The sequence below is a fragment of the Paenibacillus sp. NRS-1782 genome, from assembly GCF_050467685.1.
Taxonomy (GTDB): domain Bacteria; phylum Bacillota; class Bacilli; order Paenibacillales; family Paenibacillaceae; genus Paenibacillus; species Paenibacillus terrae_A.
Genome location: NZ_JBITPH010000014.1, coordinates 46,321 through 64,965 on the forward strand (window position 1 = coordinate 46,321; position 18,645 = coordinate 64,965).

Annotated in this window: 18 protein-coding genes; 17 read left to right on the forward strand and 1 reads right to left on the reverse strand. The window is 47.9% G+C overall.

The annotated features are described in order from the left end of the window. The first annotated feature begins 57 nt into the window (after positions 1-57). The 14 genes from ACIFQM_RS05285 to ACIFQM_RS05350 all read left to right on the forward strand — a co-directional run bounded on the left by ACIFQM_RS05285 (position 58) and on the right by ACIFQM_RS05350 (position 14,813). Positions 58-732 carry an SOS response-associated peptidase gene (locus tag ACIFQM_RS05285; protein WP_430048027.1) on the forward strand — a complete coding sequence of 225 codons (675 nt, stop codon included), beginning with the start codon at positions 58-60 and terminating at the stop codon, positions 730-732. 413 nt (positions 733-1,145) lie between these two features. Next, positions 1,146-2,354 (forward strand): MFS transporter, encoded by a 1,209-nt coding sequence (locus tag ACIFQM_RS05290; protein ID WP_430039302.1) that lies wholly within the window; start codon positions 1,146-1,148, stop codon positions 2,352-2,354. A 53-nt stretch (positions 2,355-2,407) separates the two neighbouring features. Next, positions 2,408-2,854 (forward strand): OsmC family protein, encoded by a 447-nt coding sequence (locus ACIFQM_RS05295; RefSeq protein WP_430039300.1) that lies wholly within the window; start codon positions 2,408-2,410, stop codon positions 2,852-2,854. 67 nt (positions 2,855-2,921) lie between these two features. Further along, positions 2,922-4,007 (forward strand): lactonase family protein, encoded by a 1,086-nt coding sequence (locus ACIFQM_RS05300; protein WP_430039298.1) that lies wholly within the window; start codon positions 2,922-2,924, stop codon positions 4,005-4,007. 759 nt (positions 4,008-4,766) lie between these two features. Next, positions 4,767-5,780 carry a Rieske 2Fe-2S domain-containing protein gene (locus ACIFQM_RS05305; protein ID WP_430048032.1) on the forward strand — a complete coding sequence of 338 codons (1,014 nt, stop codon included), beginning with the start codon at positions 4,767-4,769 and terminating at the stop codon, positions 5,778-5,780. Positions 5,781-5,810: 30 nt separating this feature from the next. Continuing rightward, a complete protein-coding gene (locus ACIFQM_RS05310) occupies positions 5,811-6,857 on the forward strand; it encodes a Rieske 2Fe-2S domain-containing protein (RefSeq protein ID WP_430039342.1) in 1,047 nt (348 codons plus the stop codon). Positions 6,858-6,928: 71 nt separating this feature from the next. Further along, entirely contained in the window at positions 6,929-7,789 is an 861-nt protein-coding gene (uraD, locus tag ACIFQM_RS05315) for a 2-oxo-4-hydroxy-4-carboxy-5-ureidoimidazoline decarboxylase (protein ID WP_430065101.1), read from the forward strand. Positions 7,790-7,836: 47 nt separating this feature from the next. Then, positions 7,837-9,228: an allantoinase gene (locus tag ACIFQM_RS05320; RefSeq protein ID WP_430065103.1), complete on the forward strand. Its 1,392-nt coding sequence runs from the start codon at positions 7,837-7,839 to the stop codon at positions 9,226-9,228. Continuing rightward, positions 9,225-10,514, forward strand: coding sequence for an allantoate deiminase (allC, locus tag ACIFQM_RS05325; protein WP_430065105.1), 1,290 nt, complete (start codon positions 9,225-9,227; stop codon positions 10,512-10,514). Before ACIFQM_RS05320 ends, allC begins: the two co-directional genes overlap by 4 nt. Next, positions 10,511-11,743 (forward strand): pyridoxal-phosphate-dependent aminotransferase family protein, encoded by a 1,233-nt coding sequence (locus ACIFQM_RS05330; protein WP_430065107.1) that lies wholly within the window; start codon positions 10,511-10,513, stop codon positions 11,741-11,743. Before allC ends, ACIFQM_RS05330 begins: the two co-directional genes overlap by 4 nt. 6 nt (positions 11,744-11,749) lie before the next feature. Then, on the forward strand, positions 11,750-13,168 hold the full coding sequence (locus tag ACIFQM_RS05335) for an NAD(P)-binding domain-containing protein (RefSeq protein WP_430065109.1): 1,419 nt from the start codon (positions 11,750-11,752) through the stop codon (positions 13,166-13,168). A gap of 103 nt (positions 13,169-13,271) precedes the next feature. After that, entirely contained in the window at positions 13,272-13,724 is a 453-nt protein-coding gene (locus ACIFQM_RS05340) for a nucleoside deaminase (RefSeq protein ID WP_430048078.1), read from the forward strand. Positions 13,725-13,973: 249 nt separating this feature from the next. Next, positions 13,974-14,129, forward strand: coding sequence for a hypothetical protein (locus ACIFQM_RS05345; protein ID WP_430039284.1), 156 nt, complete (start codon positions 13,974-13,976; stop codon positions 14,127-14,129). A 174-nt stretch (positions 14,130-14,303) separates the two neighbouring features. Next, positions 14,304-14,813, forward strand: a complete 510-nt coding sequence (locus ACIFQM_RS05350; RefSeq protein WP_430039282.1) for a hypothetical protein — start codon at positions 14,304-14,306, stop codon at positions 14,811-14,813. 80 nt (positions 14,814-14,893) lie between these two features. On the opposite strand, the gene ACIFQM_RS05355 is transcribed toward ACIFQM_RS05350, so the two are convergent. Beyond that, positions 14,894-15,520 carry an FMN-dependent NADH-azoreductase gene (locus ACIFQM_RS05355; protein WP_430039280.1) on the reverse strand — a complete coding sequence of 209 codons (627 nt, stop codon included), beginning with the start codon at positions 15,518-15,520 and terminating at the stop codon, positions 14,894-14,896. 275 nt (positions 15,521-15,795) lie between these two features. Between ACIFQM_RS05355 and murI the strand changes: the two genes are divergently transcribed. The 3 genes from murI (at position 15,796) to ACIFQM_RS05370 (ending at position 18,643) form a co-directional block, all read left to right on the forward strand. Then, a complete protein-coding gene (gene murI / locus ACIFQM_RS05360; protein ID WP_430039278.1) occupies positions 15,796-16,599 on the forward strand; it encodes a glutamate racemase in 804 nt (267 codons plus the stop codon). A gap of 155 nt (positions 16,600-16,754) precedes the next feature. Further along, the gene (gene fosB, locus ACIFQM_RS05365; RefSeq protein WP_430039276.1) at positions 16,755-17,177 is read left to right on the forward strand and encodes a metallothiol transferase FosB; all 423 of its coding nucleotides are present in this window, start codon (positions 16,755-16,757) and stop codon (positions 17,175-17,177) included. Between the two features lie 65 nt (positions 17,178-17,242). Beyond that, entirely contained in the window at positions 17,243-18,643 is a 1,401-nt protein-coding gene (locus ACIFQM_RS05370) for an MATE family efflux transporter (RefSeq protein ID WP_430065111.1), read from the forward strand. Positions 18,644-18,645 lie beyond the last annotated feature (2 nt).

Here is an 18,645-nt window from a genome sequence, read left to right on the forward strand (position 1 = left end):
TTTTTCCTTGTATAACCGCACAATAGATGAAAAAGAAGGCGGAAGGATGAATAGCATATGTGCAAAAGGTTTTCGTTATCGGCTGATTTGGACGAGGTAAGGGATCATTTTGGCATCCAACGGGTGATGTATTATTATAAAAAACGTTACAATATGAGCCCTACCCAGCATGTTCCCATCGTGCTGCATCAGGAGGGGGAACGGGTGCTGGATGAATTTCGCTGGGGATTTATCCCCTACTGGGGCAAGGATTGTGTCAACGCCGATTTGAATACGGTACGAGTGAATCCGAGTTACCGAAAAATGGCCGAAACCCGGCGCTGTGTCATTCCTTGCAACGGCTTTTATTATTGGCGAAAGCTTGGTAAACGTATGTGTGCGGTGCGCGTGGTGTTGCCGGGACAGAAAATGTTTGCGGTCGCGGGATTGTATGAGGTATGGCAGGATAGCCGTAAGGAGCCGCTACGTACCTGTACGATGATGACGGTGCAGGCCAATGCGGATATTCGTGAATTTGCCGGCCGTATGCCGGCCATTTTGGATTCCTCGAATATGGATTCATGGCTGGACCCGTCCATGAAGAACATAGATGAGCTGCTACCTCTGCTGTGTACGTATGAGCAGGGCGATATGAGCATCTATCCGGTGACCCCGCTGGTCGCCAATGATGAACACGATAACCGCGAATGCATTCAGGAAATGGATTTGCAATGGTCCTGGATCAAGCCTTAAATGAAATGGAGAATTTTCATTCACTACAGATCATAAGCTTCCCGCCGCCTGCATAGGTATGTATTGGGGAACAAGCGTCATGATCCGGGGAGAGGGGAAACGGCCGAAGGAGTATCTCATATGGGATGGAGGCGATTGGAATGAATAACGATACACTCATCCAACTGCTAGTGCTCATGGTGACGATCATCGGTCTGGTCCAAAACCGGTAAGTGGCAGGTTCCAGAAGGCGGGAGAATTGCCCTAGGCAATCTTCCGTTTTTTTTCGTTTTCCTTTCAAGTGCGGCAACAAGAGATTTTTTTAAAATGCTCGCAGATGAAGGGAGCTTGCGGTACAATAGATGCTAAGCTACAGGTGACAAGACACCTGGATATACGGCTATATATGATGCATTTTTAAGGGAGAGCGAATCATGAGTGAATTGACTTCATTACCACCATCCAAAAAGCGAAAGCTGCTGTTTAGCGCAGGACTCAGTTGGCTGTTTGATGCCATGGACGTTGGGCTGCTTTCGTTCATAGCCGCAGCGCTGGCTAAGGAGTGGCATTTGGGATCAGAGCAGATTGGTCTGTTGACTGCGATGAATTCGATAGGGATGGTGTTTGGGGCCGCTTTAGCGGGGATTTTGGCTGATCGCTACGGCAGGCGTGCGATATTAGTGTGGACGCTGTTGATCTTTTCTATTGCAAGCGGCTTGTCAGCTTTGGCGACAGGGCTCGGTGTACTGTTGGTGCTGCGCTTTATTGCAGGCGTAGGCTTGGGAGGGGAATTGCCTGTAGCTTCGACGCTGGTGTCAGAATCGGTGCCAGTTCAGGAACGGGGAAAAGCGGTCGTTTTGTTGGAAAGCTTCTGGGCGGCGGGATGGATTCTTTCTGCGCTTATTGCCTATTTTGTTATACCAAAGTACGGCTGGCAGATGGCTTTTATTCTCGGCGCAGTACCAGCCCTGTACGCTCTTTATTTACGTAAAGCAGTAGAGGATTCACCACGATACAAGCAGCAGAGTGTCAAGCTTCCACTGCGTGAAAGACTGGCTTCCATTTGGTCAGGGCCGAACCGCAGGTCCACGCTCATGCTGTGGATTTTATGGTTTACGGTTGTATTTTCCTATTACGGAATGTTTCTGTGGCTGCCAAGCATTATGTTTATGAAGGGTTTTGAACTGGTTAAAAGCTTTGAGTATGTCCTGATCATGACGCTGGCACAATTGCCAGGATATTTTACTGCGGCATATCTAATTGAAAAGCTGGGCCGCAAATTCGTACTGATCGTCTATTTACTGCTGACGGCGGTGTCCGCCATTTGGTTCGGTACCTCGGAAACGGCAGGAATGCTGCTGGCTGCTGGTATTAGCTTGTCCTTTTTCAATCTCGGCGCGTGGGGAGCCATGTATGCCTATACCCCGGAATTGTACCCAACAGCCGTCCGTTCTACGGGTGTGGGTATGGCGGCTGCATTTGGTCGTATCGGTGGTGTGATTGGACCTTTTCTGGTCGGAATGCTGGTTGGCCGAGGCATGGCGATACAATCTATCTTTGTGATTTTCTTCGTTGCGATCCTGATTGGAGCGGCATCGGTATGGTTGCTGGGTACCGAAACGAAAAATCGGGAGATCGACTAACCTTTACATTCACCTGTGTAAAGATTCATAATACAAGAGAGGAGTGACCTGAAATGGAGCATACCTTTCTGCTCAAGGCAGACTGGAACGGGGGGCGCAACAGCGACGGTCATATGGAGGCCGGACAGCTGCGGACAGCGATTTCGATTCCGACGGAGATGGGCGGTCCCGGTGTGGGCACCAATCCGGATGAAATGCTGCTAGGCGCTGCCGCGACCTGCTATTTGATTACATTGGCGGCGATGATGGAGCGCGCTGGTCTTCCGGTGGCTTCACTGGCGCTGGAATCCGAAGGCATTGTCGATGTAACGAACAATATTTTTACATATCGTCGAATTACCCATCGTCCGCAAGTTCAATTGGCCGCCGATGCGACAGAATCGCAGATCGAACAGGCATTGCGGCTGGCAGAGCAGGCAGAGAGCTCTTGCATGATCTCGCGTGCCGTAGCGGGCAATGTAGCTTTATCTACAGAGCCCGTCGTGGAACGCGCCTCTTAGCGCTATTTGAACCAGGAGCAATCATTCCAATTGCCCATTATTTTTCTAATTTGAGGAGGACACAACCATGACAGCACAACAAAAATTGCTCGTTTTCGCAGGCTCTTACGCCGAATTGGAAGGCAGCGGAGTTTATGCGTACACTTTTAATGAAGAGACAGGGATTCTTACATTACAGGATGAGTTCTCCGGATTGAAAAATCCAACCTTCCTGAACGTGGATGTGAAGAACCGGAAGCTGTATTCTATTGGAGAAACGACTTCTGCTACAGGAGCGAAGGTGGGCGAAGCTGCTGCTTTTGAAATCGATCCGGTCCAAGGGACATTTACATTGCTTAACCGGGCGGAAAACGTTGGCGCAACAACCTGTCACATTCAGCGTGATCCATCTGATCGTTACCTGATCGTAGTCAGCTACCACGGAGGAATGGTGGGACTGGTGTCTCTAACCGAGGATGGCCGTATCGGCGAATTGCTGGATGTTAAACAGCATGAGGGCAAGGGAGCGCATCCTGAGCGTCAGGATCGTCCGCATCCACACTCCAGCTTCTTTAGCCCTGATGGTCGTTTTCTCTTCGTACAGGATCTTGGTTTGGATCTGATCCGTGTCTACACCATTGATGACAGTAAAGGACAACTAGTGCTTCATGGCGAAACGAAAACCCATGCAGGGGCAGGCCCACGTCACTTGACGTTCCATCCGAACAATAAATTTGCTTTTGTTATTAATGAGGTGGATTCTTCCATTACTTCCTTTGCGTATGACGTAGAAGCAGGCAAGCTTACCGAGCTTGAGAGTGTACCGACACTACCGTCTGATTTTACGGGCGAAAACACAACTGCTGAGATTGCTATTTCAGAGGATGGTGCTTATGTGTACGGCTCCAACCGTGGGCATGATAGCATCGTAGTGTTCGCTGTAGACGCTGCAACAGGCAAGCTGAGCTTGGTTGAGCATGTATCTGCCGAAGGCGAGCATCCACGTCATTTTGCTTTGACTCCAAACGGCGAGCATCTGCTCGTGGCAAACCGCGATACGAATAACATCGTTACCTTTAAAGTGGACAAGATTAGTGGAAGACTGACCTACACGGGACAACAAGTAACCGTCTCCAAGCCAGTATGCGTACAGCCTTTTTACTTTTCTGTGTAGCAATCCCGGGGCTCACTTATGTGAGTCCCTTTTCGTTTTTTCCTCTACCTGTGAAGGCTTGAACAAATCAAGCTTGTCATAATACCTCAGTGTGTCCACGAATATTCCACGAAGTTTTGCCATCTCGCTTTTATTTAGCTTCTCTTTACTCTTGGCACGCACCTTATTTTTAGTTGATTAATGTATATGATCTGACATGATTTCGATCGAAACATAGAAAAAAATCTATAATTTTGCGTTAAATAAACTTACATAAAATGAGGGCAGGATCTGTTCTGAAAGCGTTTACTGACAAAGTAGGTCTATCTTTTTCCGCAATGGGCATGTATGAGCGTATGGAGTTTTTCGGAAACGGAATGTAATATTTAATAACTTATATATGTAAGGTTCAAGGGGATCGAGATTCTTTATGTCCACATAAAATTATTTTTATGTTAATTATATTGACTCATTTTCTGAGTTAGCCATATAATAAGAAAAATAAACGAATTATATGTAATAAAATATAACATATATGAAGCGAACATCAATGAACCTAAAAATTTGCAGTGCGGGTACTTTACGTGGAGTTTACCAATTTGTTATGCCAATGAACGTGGAAAAATTCTTCTGAACTCCAGCCGATCGGTGGTGGTGAATACCTTGGAACTGGAGGATGAGCTTCGGATCGGTACCAGAGTGTATGCCCACAGCGACTTAAAGGATTTGCTCGCAAAGGGGAACGAGCAACGCTCCGGATCTTAAAAGGAGAAGGTGGCTATGATGAAAGATCATATATTGGAAAAAGATTGGATAGCAGCCGTTTATGCTCAGGATATCGGAAGCGAACCGGTGCCTGTTACGATTTTGGAAGAGAGGGTCGTCCTTTTCCGAACCCGGGACGGAGTTCAGGCATTTAAAGATTTATGCATACACCGGGGGGCGGCGTTGTCGCTGGGCAAAGTGGCAGACGATTGTATCGTTTGTCCTTACCACGGCTGGAAGTATGATGCGGAAGGAAAATGCGTCAAAATCCCTCAGCAGCCAGCAGGACAAACCATTCCTCCTAAAGCTAAAGCGGTGGTTTATTCCTGCACGGAGCAATACGGCATCATTTGGGTGAAACTTGATGCTGGTTCCGGGAACGAAGCTCCGATCCCCTTTTATGAGGAATATGAGGATTCAACTTTTCAAACCGTACATGCGGAGCCGTATATCCTGCACGCAACTGCGCCGAGAGTCGTTGAAAATTTTCTGGATGCAAGTCATTTGGCTTTCGTTCACGACAGACTATTGGGCGACTCTAATTTTCCTGAAATACCACATTACAGCGTTTATTGGGATGAAAACCGCTACGTTTCCGACGAAATCGCCATTTACGCTGATGCGGACGGCTCGGGAAATTACGCAACGATTTACTATACGTTTGAAATTTTGCGGCCTATGACGGCAAGACTCAAAAAAGTGAACTATGAAAACAACCAGATTCTGTCCATGTTATTTACGGTGCTTCCCCACGAAGAGAGAAAAACAACTGTTTTTGCACTTATTTCTAGAAATTATGCATTAGACGAGTCTGACGAATATTTTCGGGATTTTCAGAGGCGGGTAATCGAGCAGGATGCGGCAATTGTAGAAAGCCAGAAGCCGGAGGAGCTTCCTCTCGACTTACAGGCGGAGCTTCATTTGATGGCAGACCGGGTCAGCATTGCTTACCGGGGATGGCTGAAAGAGCTGGGTGTGACCTACGGCAGCGACGTTTCGGTTGTCTCTTCAAAGAACACTAGACTATAAAATCAATATACGGATAAGGAGAGTGCCATGATGGTACCTAAAGCTAAAAATAACCATTCTGAGGTTCAACCTCCGCGGGATTGCACGTTCACTGCGGAGGATTGGCAGGTGTTGGCCCAGCATTGGTACCCGGTGGCGCAGGCAAGCGAAATCACGGATAAACCGGTTGGCGTAAAGCTGCTTGATGTGAAGCTCGTATGCTACCGTAGCAACGGCAAGCTGGTTGTCGCCCGTGACCTTTGCTTCCACCGAGGTGCTCCCCTTAGCAAGGGTTGGGTTGAAAACGGAGAAATTGTTTGCCCGTATCACGGACTTCGTTACAACTGCGAAGGCAAATGCACATCAGTTCCGGCGCATCCAGACGCCAAAATTTCACCCAAGCTGAAATTGATTACGTATCCCGTAGTAGAGCGATACGGTCTGATCTGGACATCTCTTGCGTCCAGCGACGTGCAAATTCCCGAGTTTCCGAGATGGGATGACCCGGATTACCTGAACGTGCTGCCGCCGAGCTTCGACATTGCAGGTTCGGCCGGGCGCCAGATGGAAGGCTTCCTCGATGTATCGCACTTCGCCTTTGTGCATACCGATACCTTCGGAGACCGTGATAACCCGTTTGTGCCTCAATACACCGTCAAGCGGGAAGGCAGCGGCTTGCTTGCCGAATATTGGAGCACGGTTAGCAATTACGGCAAAGGGCAGGACAATCTGGTCCCGGAAGGCTTTAAATGGCTTCGCGAATTTCGTGTATTTCCTCCGTTCGCGGCTACGCTTACGGTCTACTTTCCGAACGACGGCAAGCTAATGATATTGAACTGTGCCTGCCCGGTATCGGCCCGCTACACCCGGTTATTTTGTCCGATTTCACGAAATTTTGATAAAGATGCATCCGTTGAAGATACCATCAAGTTCAATTTACAAGTGTTCCAGGAAGATCGAGAGATGGTAGAAGCGCAGACTCCAGAGGATTTGCCACTTGATTTGCAAGCGGAGGTCCATATTCCGGCAGATCGCACCTCTATCGCTTACCGGCAGCTTCTTAGCGAGATGGGGCTCGGCAGGTCCTATACAGCCTAAAGGAAATTCTTGAAAATTGGAAAATTATAATAATTGAAAAAACAACTGCAAAAGCATATGAGGGGAGCAAAATGAAATTATCCTTGAATTCTATTAATCGAATGAATAGAGAGCAGTTTGTCGATGCGCTGGGATGGGTGTTCGAGCACTCGCCTTGGGTGGCGGAACGCGCATGGATATCCCATCCTTTTGCTTCTTTTGGGAAATTGTCCAGTAAATTAGAAGAGGCGGTGGAGCAATCTTCACTTGATGAACAACTTGCCCTGCTCTGCGCTCACCCTGATCTTGCTGGCAAGCTGAAAATGACGGAGGTCTCCGTTAATGAGCAGCGGGGCGCTGGCCTGGATGAGCTTTCTCCAGAGGTTTATGAACAATTTAGGGCCAGCAACCAGGCCTACAAGGATAAATTCGGATTTCCTTTCATTATAGCTGTACGCGGCATGAATACAGATTCGATTTATGCCGCCTTGGGCCAACGGCTTGATGGCGAATGGGATAAAGAGAGAATGCTGGCCTTGAAGGAAGTATTTAAGATTGCCCAATTTCGATTAAGCAACTTGATTACGAGCCCTAACGACGGAAAATTAACTACCCACGTGCTAGATGTGTCCTGCGGCACACCGGCGTCCGGAATGAAGCTCGAGCTGTGGGAAATCGGCGGTGAGGAGGGACGGAGGCTGCTGCGTTCTGTCGTAACCGATGCGGACGGACGCCTGGATGCGCCTCTGCTGTCAGGCGGCGAGTTGAAGGTGGGGCAGTATGAGCTGGTTTTTTACGTTGCCGATTATTTTCGGGAGAAGGGCTTGGCCGGGAAAGAACCCCCTTTTCTGGAGTGCATTCCAATTCGTTTCGGTGTGAGTGATGCGGGCAGCCATTATCATGTTCCGCTGCTTGTAGCTCCTGGCGGCTACAGCACGTACCGGGGAAGCTGATGAATTGAAACAAAATACTGTATTTTTGTTAAGTGGGTGCATGGATTATGACGGAGTGTTTAGAGGTTATCATACGTGGAGGCCAAGTCGTTTTGCCAGATGGGGTATATGCACTTGATATCGGAATTAAAAATGGAAAAATCCACGTACTCCGGCAATTGCTGGAGCCATCGCAGGAATGCAAAGTCATTGATGCAAGCGGAGAGTTTGTACTGCCTGGAATGATAGATGTTCATGTTCATTTCAACGAGCCGGCATTAGGTGATTGGGAAGGTTTTGTCAGTGGATCGGCATCGCTCGCTGCGGGTGGATGCACCGCCTACATTGACATGCCTCTAAATGGCCGGCCGCCTACAACTTCATTAAGCGCATTAAATCAAAAATCGGCTTTGGCCTATGGTCAGTCGTACGTTGATTATGCGTTCTGGGGAGGACTTGTACCAGGAAATCTGAAATCACTAGAAGCCTTGGCGGAGGCAGGAGTTGTCGGATTCAAAGCCTTTATGTCCGACCCGGGAGGAGAAGGAGAGGATATTTTCCGGGGAGTCGATGATGTTACTTTATATGAGGGGATGCAGCAAATTGCTGCAATTGGCGGTATTCTTGCCCTTCATGCAGAAAGTGAGCCGCTGGTAGCGGGGCTTGGCGCTGAAGCGCAGCATGCCAGCAAAACCGGGTTTCGCGATTATGCGGCATCCCGGCCGGTACTTGCGGAATTGGAAGCCGTTCATCGTGCGCTATTTTATGCGAAGCAGACAGGTTGCGCGCTGCATTTCGTGCATATTAGCAATCCTCAAGCCGTAGAGCTGATTGATCAGGCAAAACGCACAGGCATGAATGTGACGTTGGAAACTTGCCCTCATTACTTGATGCTGACCTGTGATGATATGGGGTCCCTCGGAACTATTTCGAAATGTGCCCCGCCGCTCCGGTCCGAAGCGGAACGGGAAGAGATGTGGAAGGCAATTGCTGCCGGGAAGATAGACATGATCACTTCGGATCATTCACCGTGTCCGACCGAGTTAAAGCGATCCGACGACTGGTTTCAAGCTTGGGGAGGCATTTCCGGAGCACAGAGCTCGATGGAACTGATTCTGGATGAAGGACACCTGAAACGAAAGATTCCTTTACCCTTGTTATCTCGGCTGCTGTCTGAAAATCCGGCCCGCCGTTTTGGTCTATTTCCCCGCAAAGGTACGATTCAAGTAGGAATGGATGCAGATTTGACGATTTTCAACTTGAACAGTCCGTATACCTTGGCCGCGAATGATTTGTATTACCGTCATAAGCATAGTCCTTATGTTGGCAGGCAATTGAACTGCCGGGTAACTGCCACTTTATGCCGTGGTGAAGTGGTATATAGGTTGGGCGAAGGAGTTTCGCTGTCGAGAAAGGGAATGCTGCTGCATCCATTCAAACGTAAAGGGGGGGATAGATGATGAACAATGTCATACCTCGCTTACCGCAAGAGCTGCCGGATATCAATCGATTAGCTGCTTCTATCGAAGAAACATTGCATTGGTTATCCGAATATGGTGCAGACGGCGGGGGAGGTATTACCCGGTTTCTATACTCGAATTCCTGGAAACAAGCGCAAACGGCTCTAAACGACAGGATGAAGCAAGCCGGGCTTAAGGTTTACTTTGATGAAGTGGGGAACCTTTATGGACGAATTGAAGGAACGGAACCGAATGGGGGAACGATTCTGACAGGCTCCCATATAGATACCGTCATAAATGGAGGCAAATATGACGGGGCTTTCGGCATTGCCGCAGGGTTAGCAGCTCTTCAGTTTTTATTGGAACGATACGGAAGACCGAAATGCAACCTTGAGATCGTCTCGTTCTGTGAAGAAGAAGGAAGCCGATTTCCGTTAACATACTGGGGTTCCGGTAATGTTTCAGGACGTTATTCGGTCGATCAAGTACCGGAAATATGCGACTCCGAAGGCGTTAGTTTAAGGGAAGCGATGATGTCGGCAGGATTTGGTTCCAAGGCGGGGCGCGCTGCAAAACGGGACGATATCCAAGCGTTTATCGAGCTTCATATCGAGCAGGGAAAGGTTCTTGAACGGGAAGAGAAGGGGATTGGGGTGGTCAAAGGCATTGTTGGGCAAAAGCGGTTTACGTGCGAGGTCACAGGCGAAGCAAATCATGCGGGAACGACGCCGATGGCCTTGCGGCGAGATGCGCTTGTGGGCGTATCCGAAATGGTTCAGTTGCTCGAAGGGCTGGCGCAAAGCTACGGCTCCCCGATGGTAGCGACCGTAGGAAGCTTGGAAGTGATCCCTGGTCTATCTAATGTGATTCCCGGCAAAGTCACGTTTACACTTGATGTGCGGCATTCGGATTCTATGGCATTGTCCGCTTTTTGTCAAGCCGTGAAAATAAGCTTCGAAGAAGTTGCAGCCAGACGAGGGCTTATGCTGACCCTCAGCCAATGGATGAACGCAGAGCCGGTCATGATGGACGTAGAACTGACTCGAATGGTGGAACATATTTGTATGCATAGAAATTTGAGCTTTCTCAGCATGTTCAGCGGTGCCGGTCACGATACGCAAGTGATGCAGTCCGTCTGTCCAACCGCACTCGTATTTGTTCCTAGCCGCGGCGGCATCAGCCACTCTCCCGATGAATACACGTCCACGAAGGAGCTTGCTGCTGGTGTTTCCGTACTAACCGATTTCTTGTATGTATTGGCCTATGACAGGGGGGGAGCGCTTTGAAAACGTATCGTGATCTGTCACCGTCCCCTCGTACAATCATGACCCCCGGACCGGTGGAGGTGGATCCGCGTGTGCTGCGGGCGATGTCGTTCCCGATCTTGGGGCAGTTTGATCCAGAATTTACCGACATCATGAATGAAACGATGGACATGATCAGGGCGTTGTTCCAAACGAACAATCACTGGGCATATTCGGTTGACGGTACATCTCGTTCCGGTATCGAAGCTGTACTGACGAGCTTAATTGAACCGGGTGACCGTGTATTGGTTCCGATCTACGGCAGATTCGGCCATTTGTTGGTAGAAATATCGGAACGCTGCGGAGCCGAGATCTCTACCATGGAGCAGGAATGGGGGCAAGTCTTTGATCCGGAGCAAGTGGTGAAAAGGATTCGTCAAGAGCGTCCGCATATTGTGGCGCTCGTCCACGGCGAGACATCGACAGGACGTATGCAGCCGCTGAAGGAAATAGGGAAAGCTTGCCGGGAGTTGGATGTTCTTCTCGTCGTCGATGCGGTTGCGACAGTCGGTGGAACGAAGGTTGCGACGGATGAGTGGATGCTGGATGCCGTGATCGGAGGAACACAAAAATGTCTTTCCGTTCCGGCAGGCATGGCACCTGTTACCTATAATGAGCGGGCAGAAGCGAAAATATTGAAGCGAAAACGAATCGAACGTGGGCTGCGCGAACCCCAGACGGAAACTGGTTGGAGCGGTAAAAGAATTCAAAGTAATTATCTGGATTTAAGTCAGCTTCAGGACTATTGGAGTCCAATCCGATTAAACCATCATACCGAAGCGACTTCGATGCTGTACGCCCTGCGGGAAGGCTTGCGTCTCGTATTGGAAGAAGGGTTGGAGCAGCGTTTTGCCCGCCATCTGGAGCATGAAGCGGCATTGGTGGCTGGAATTCGTGCGATGGGATTAACGCTGTTTGGCGATCCTGGCTGCAAGATGCCGATGGTTACGTGCGTTAATATACCGGACGGCGTTGACGGCGAATCTGTTCGGACGATGCTTCTTCACGAATTCGGCATTGAAATCGCCAGCTCGTTCGGGTCGCTCAAAGGGAAAATATGGCGGATCGGCACTATGGGGTATAGCTGCAATAAAAAAAATGTGCTGCACTTGCTTGGAGCGCTTGAGGCCGCATTGCTCCGTCATCGCGTCCCCGTTCATATCGGAGCTGCTTCGCAGGCCGCATTGGACGTTTATAGCAGAAAGGAATGAGCAAGCATGAGCCTAAAGGCTTTAAACGAACGGGTAATAACCGATCTTTCGTATCTCAACTTCAGGGGACCTAACTGGGTTCGCCCCCTGAGCCATCCTGAGGGGCATGTCTATGACGTTGTGATCGTCGGCGGCGGACAATGTGGTTTGGGCGCAGCCTTCGGCCTTTTGCGAGAACGTGTTTCCAACATTCTCGTTATCGACGAAAACAAGGAAGGCTCCGAAGGACCGTGGGAAACCTATGCCCGCATGGTGACGTTGAGAACACCCAAGTATTTGACCTCCATCGACCTGGGGATTCCTTCGCTGACCTTTCGCTCCTGGTGGGAGGCACAAGCCGGGCAGAAAGGCTGGGAAGAGGTGGTCAAGATTCCGCGGAGCGACTGGATGAATTACTTGCGCTGGTATCGAAAAATCCTTGATCTGCCTGTGGTTAATGAGGTCAGGCTGAAGCAGATCGAGCCCGTGGAGGGTGGGGTTCACCGCCTGCATATCGAAGGGGCGGGAGCGCCATCTGCTCAATTGCTGGCCCGCAAGGTTGTGTTGGCCACCGGTATTCAGGGCGGCGGAGAATGGTATGTTCCGCCCGTGATTGCTGATAAACTGCCGCACCGCCTATATGCCCACACCTCGGAAACCATTGATTTTGATTCGCTGAAAGGTAAGAGAATCGCTATATTGGGCGGTGGGGCTTCGGCCTTTGATAATGCCAATTTCGCACTAGCCGAAGGAGTGGCTGAGGTCCATATTTTTGTTCGCCGAAAGGAACTGCCCAGGATCAACCCGATCCGTCAAATGGAATTGTCCGGCATGATTGAACGGTTTGCTACGCTGTCGGATGCCGAGAAATATGCGGTGATCGCCCATTTTTTCAAGCACAGTCAGCCGCCGACCAATGACACCTTTGAGCGCGCGGTTTCATGGCCCGGTTTCCAATTGCATTTGGGTGCGCCATGGCTTGATGTGGAGGCTGCGGACGAAGGGGCGACAGTAACTGTGCCTCAAGGCAAATTTACCTTTGATTTTCTTGTTATCAGCACAGGTCTCCTCTCTGATCCGGCTTTGCGACCGGAGTTGAGGCTTGTCGAAAGCCACATTGCTCGTTGGGCAGACCGCTATAAGGCCCCGAAAGCAGTAGCTAATCCCTTGCTTGATGCACATCCTTATTTGAGTCCGGGCTTTGCTTTCTCGAGCCGCGATGACAAGGACCCAAAACTGCTGAATGGACTGTTTGCTTTTAACTATGCTGCTTTGGTCAGCTGCGGGCTCTCGGCTTCTGCCATTTCTGGCATGAGATTTGCTATACCCAAGCTCGCGTCGGCAGTAGCAGATCAGCTATTCATCGATGATCGAGATGAGATTCTGAAAGACTTCTTTGCCTATGATAAGGCTGAATTTGTTGGCGAGTGGCCGAAAAAGGCATGAACCAAGGGTTAAAACTAACACAAGGCTGATACTATCGTTTTTATTGGATGAATGACCTTGAAATGAATAGCAGGAGGATGATCCCGTGAGTAATGAAAACTTAATGACTCAAGCAATCCAGTTAGCCCAGCAAAATGTTGTTTCTGGTCATGGTGGCCCGTTCGGTGCCATTGTAGTTAAGGATGGGAAAATTATCGGAAGAGGGGTTAATGAAGTTACCTCGTACTGCGATCCTACAGCACATGCAGAAGTACAGGCTATACGAGAAGCATGTAAGCATTTAAATGATTTTCAATTAAATGGTTGTGTGATCTATACAAGCTGTGAACCATGTCCAATGTGTATTGGGGCCATTTATTGGGCAAGACCTGATGCAGTCTACTACGCATGTACAAAAGAAGAAGCAGCAATCATCGGATTTGACGACCAATTTATATATGAACAAATTGCTTTGCCTATGGAAGATCGTTCAATAATTATGAGTCAAATATACTCGCCCAAAAGCAAGCTGCCTTTTGAAACATGGAGCACATCAGTTCAAAAAATAGAATATTAATACTATCATTTACTGAAATTATGAATATTTCTTACTAAACTATTAGTATCCTTTACATCATAAGTCAACATGATTGCCACCATTGATTGAAGTTCGATGGTGGCTTGTTATGGTGCATGATCGTATGGACACTTAAGATACGAATAATTTCGGCTGAAAAAGGGTACATATGTTATAAACAGAACAATGATTAGGCAAATTCAGGACAAGCTTGCGGATTGAATATATTTTACAAGAGGAGGAGCAGCTATGAAAATTATCATTACGCAAAAGGAAGCTGCCGACAAAGGAATCTGGACAGAGATTATGAGTATGTTCGCTGTAACCAAAGAGGACGAGGTATGGCAAAATGAAGAGTTTATTCTCACCGAAGAACAGGCACGTCAGGTCGGATTGATCAAATAAAAAGCCGTAGATAAGACATGTAAGCAAGTTTTAAGACCAAGTCTTAAAAAATCGTAACTTCTTTTTTATGGTTCTGATACACTTTTTAACCGTACAACGTTTATAGTAAGTGCATAAGGGTAATGAAGCTTACAGACACCGTGTACATACCCAGACGGTAAGGAGAGATCAGACATGATGAGACTAGCTTCGAAATGGACAATATTGGCTTTAATGATGATGCTGATGACGGCAGTGGGAGCAACAGCACAAGGCTACACGCCCGTAACACCTGCTGAAAATCAGGAGACCGTATATATAAACCAATTGGAGATGCATAACGGACAAATCTATTTGTCGGCAGATCCGATTGAATGGTATGAAGGTAAGGCAGCAGACAAGGCGTTCTTGGAGCATGAAGGAAACACAGGATTGGACGGAGCACCAGACGGTTACTACATCGTGAATAATTCCGTGCAAAATGACGTGTACCAGGTTGCCCCAGATGCTTCGGTAGAGGTACAAATTTATGATCATACAGGTCGCATAGAAGATACAGATGTAAAATGGAATGAATCCATCCCTTTGGCACAGTTTGAAAAAGATTTTGCCAAAAAAGATGTATTGGATCTCAGCCAATTTCCATACCATGTAACGTTGCGTGAGGGTAAGGTTGTTAAAATCGTGCAGCAGTTTATTCCTTAATATACAAGGTATTGCATAACAAATAAGAGGATATCCATCCCAAATAGGGGCGGATATCCTCTTCTGTCATATATATGGATTTAGAAGGATTTTGCAGCTTCTGTTGCACTTTGTACAGCAGCTTCAACAATGGCTTGTGCTTGATCTGGAGCTTGGTTATGTCCTTCCAGTACAACCTTCACGATGTCTTTCACACCGAAGAAGGATAAGATGTTGCTCATGAAGTTCAAAGACATTTCAGCAGCAGCAGCAGGGCCTTCGGAGTATACGCCGCCTCTTGCATTCAACAGGGCTACTTTAGTTTCAGTTACGAGACCAACTGGACCCTCAGCAGTGTATTTGAACGTTTTACCAGCTTGGTTCAGGTAGTCAATGTAAGTATGCAGTACAGCTGGAATCGTCATGTTCCAAAGCGGGAAAGCGAATACGACTTTGTCTGCCGCCAGGAATTGATCAAGGTAGCCGTTAGCTACGCCCGTCAGGCGAGCTTCTTCAGCGTTCAGCTCCAAGCCTCTAGCGGATTTGAACATGCCGTTAATCATGTTGGCGTTCAAATAAGGAAGCTCGACGGAGAACAGGTCCAGTTCAGTGATTTCATCGGATGGATGGGAAGCTTTGTAGCTTTCCACGAAAGCGTTATACAATTTAACGGTTGCCGATTCTTCGGCTGTACGATCATTAGCTTTGACAAATAGTACTTTAGACATGATTTATTTCCCCCTAGGTAAGTTAAGTAAGTCATTTACCTCGTAATATTACAATATAAAGATAATATCTGTCAACACTTTTATATTAAATTAATTTTAATAAGCTACTTAATTTTTTTCACTGTAAAATTCATGTGTTTCTTTTGCAAAATATCAGTTTTGCGGTAAAATTTAAGTATGAGCTGAGTTAGAAGAATGGATTCCATAGGCGAAAATGAAATTACCATGTAGTCAGCAGAATAGGTACATCAGATGAACGAAAAAAGGTGAGTAGCTTGAAGATTGGTTTTTTTGATTCAGGATTGGGTGGAATTACAGTATTATCTGAGGCCTTACGACGGCTGCCAAACGAAAATTTTGTATACTTGGCGGATACGCTTCATGTTCCTTACGGGACGAAAACACCGCAGGAGGTGTGCGGATACGTCAAGGCTTCGGTACAAACGATTTTAAAAGAGGATGTTAAGGCGCTGGTCATTGCCTGTAATACAGCCACGAGTATCGCGGTTGCGGAGCTGAGGAACGAATACGATATTCCGATCATTGGCATGGAGCCGGCCGTGAAGCCTGCGGTGGAGATGAATCGAGCGAATGGTAAAAGAGTGCTGGTGTTAGCGACGCCGTTGACATTAAAACAATCCGGTTTTGCAGCGCTGGTGTCCAGAGTTGACGATCATGGAAGTGTAGATTCGTTGCCCTTGCCCGAGCTGGTGCATTATTGTGAGCAGTTACATTTTGACCGGACAATAATGGCTGAATATTTTAACCGCAAGCTGTCTGCGTTCGATCTGACCTTATACGGTACGGTCGTTTTGGGGTGCACACACTATCCTTTTTATAAGGAGATCTTGAAGGGGCTGCTGCCTTCCCATATTCAGCTAATCGACGGGAGTCAGGGAACGGTCAGACGGTTAAAACAGGTGCTGTCTGAGCGCAATTTGCTGGTATCTCCGGCAAAAGCAGGTCAATCGCAGGAGGGACACATTACGTTCCTGTGTACCAGTCAGGATGAGGACTATGTCCATAAAATGGAGCGTGCGCTTGAAATTTATGCGGAGCATGAAAAGATTTCTTTTTAAAGCAGGTGCGGCTGGCGAACGGATTGAATCATAGCGATGAATCGTAGCGTCAGTCGCGTAGTGAATCAGAGGCATGATGGAGGGGAGGCTTCGATCAATATACAGAAGCGTGGACTTATTGGCTGAACAGGGTTCGCTGAAAGGAATAGGGTAATATGAGTATACAAGGATGGAATCATATTTGCTTTTCGGTGTCAGATTTGGAGAAGTCGATACATTTTTATCAAAATGTATTAGATGGAAAGCTGCTTGTCAAAGGACGTAAGCTAGCTTATCTGGACTGTCTGGGCATGTGGCTGGCTCTCAATGTGGAGGAGGATATTCCGAGAAATGAAATTCATCATTCCTATACGCATGTTGCATTTTCGGTAGCGGAAGCGGATTTTGAGGATATGCTTAACAAGCTGAGAGCTTTCAATGTCACAATTTTGCCCGGACGAGAGCGGAATGAACAGGACAAAAGGTCAGTCTATTTTACAGATCCGGACGGACATAAGTTTGAATTCCATACAGGACAATTGCAGGATCGCCTGGAATATTATAAAAATGAGAAGAGGCACATGACTTTTTATGATTGAGTAAGCGGTATCCATATGAATGTCCGAGCATATACAGGGTTCACATCTGGGAGGAATACAGAAGTATGTCACTTTCGCAGGAAAGCGGCTCCAAGCAAGCACAAGTCGTGAAAACGATGACAGTTTTTGCAATCACTTGGCCGATCTTTATAGAAATGCTGTTTCATATCTTAATGGGTAGCGTGGATACGTTCATGCTGAGCCATGTGTCGGACGAGGTTGTGTCAGCTGTGGGTGTGTCGAGACAGCTGATTGAATTTACGATTATTTTGTTCAATCTGCTTGGTCTTGGAGTAGGTGTCATCATCGCTCAGCTATTGGGTGCGCAAAAGCATGTGGATGCGAGCCGTGTAACGGCCTCGGCCCTGACCTTCAATCTGGTATTCGGTTTGGCGCTGAGCTTGATGTTTATTGTAAGCCGGGATTTTCTGCTGTCCTTTTACCATATTACCCCGACGATTAAGGAAAATGCCGAGATCTATATGATGCTGGCAGGGGGTTCGCTGTTTCTGGAAGCGCTTATGCTAACCGCAGGTCCGGTGATTCGTTCACACGGTTTTACGAAAGATACGATGATCGTGGGCATTGGTATGAACATTTTGCATATTGTGGGGAATGCGTTGCTAATTTACGGCTGGTTTGGTCTGCCGCAAATGGGCGTGGCTGGAGCAGCGATTTCAACAGTAATTAGCCGCGCTGTAGCCTGTGTCTGGATTTTTATATTGCTGTACAAACGTGTAAGTGCGCCGATTCGCCTCCAGTATTATGTACAGCTTCAATGGAGCAAGCTGGTGGCCATCCTGAAAATCGGCATCCCGGCGGGACTGGAATGGTTGTCTTATCAGCTCAGCCAAATGATGGTGACCCGGTTTGTCAGCTTCATGGGCACAACGGCGATTGCTACTCATTTTTATACGAATACGATTGTGTACTTTTTTATGGTGTTCGGCATGGCAGTGGGCGAGGGGACGGAAATTATTGTTGCTCGCCTGATAGGTGCAGGAGATAAGGAGAAGGCGTATCACCAACTGCTGCGTAGCCTGAAATGGTCACTGGTCATTACGATTGCGGTGATTGTGGGGGTATCCTTTTTCCGATATGAAGTGATGGCGATCTTTTCGGATGAGCCGGCGATTATTCAACTGGGGGCAGCGATTTTGCTGTTCTGTATATTGCTGGAGCCGGGCCGTGTGTTCAACCATGTCGTCATTAACTCCTTGCGGGCGGCGGGGGATGTACAGTTTCCCTTGATGATGGCGATCATCTCGATGTGGGGGATCAAAATTCCATTGGCATATGTGCTGGGTATTCATCTGGGATATGGTGTGCTTGGGGTGTGGATTGCGCATGCCTGCGATGAGTGGGTACGAGGCATTTTCCACTACCTGCGCTGGAAAGGTCGGAAATGGCAGCACAAGTCGCTGTTGTCCAAGGTTGAGCTTCAAGCGGATTCGTTGTCAGGCTGACA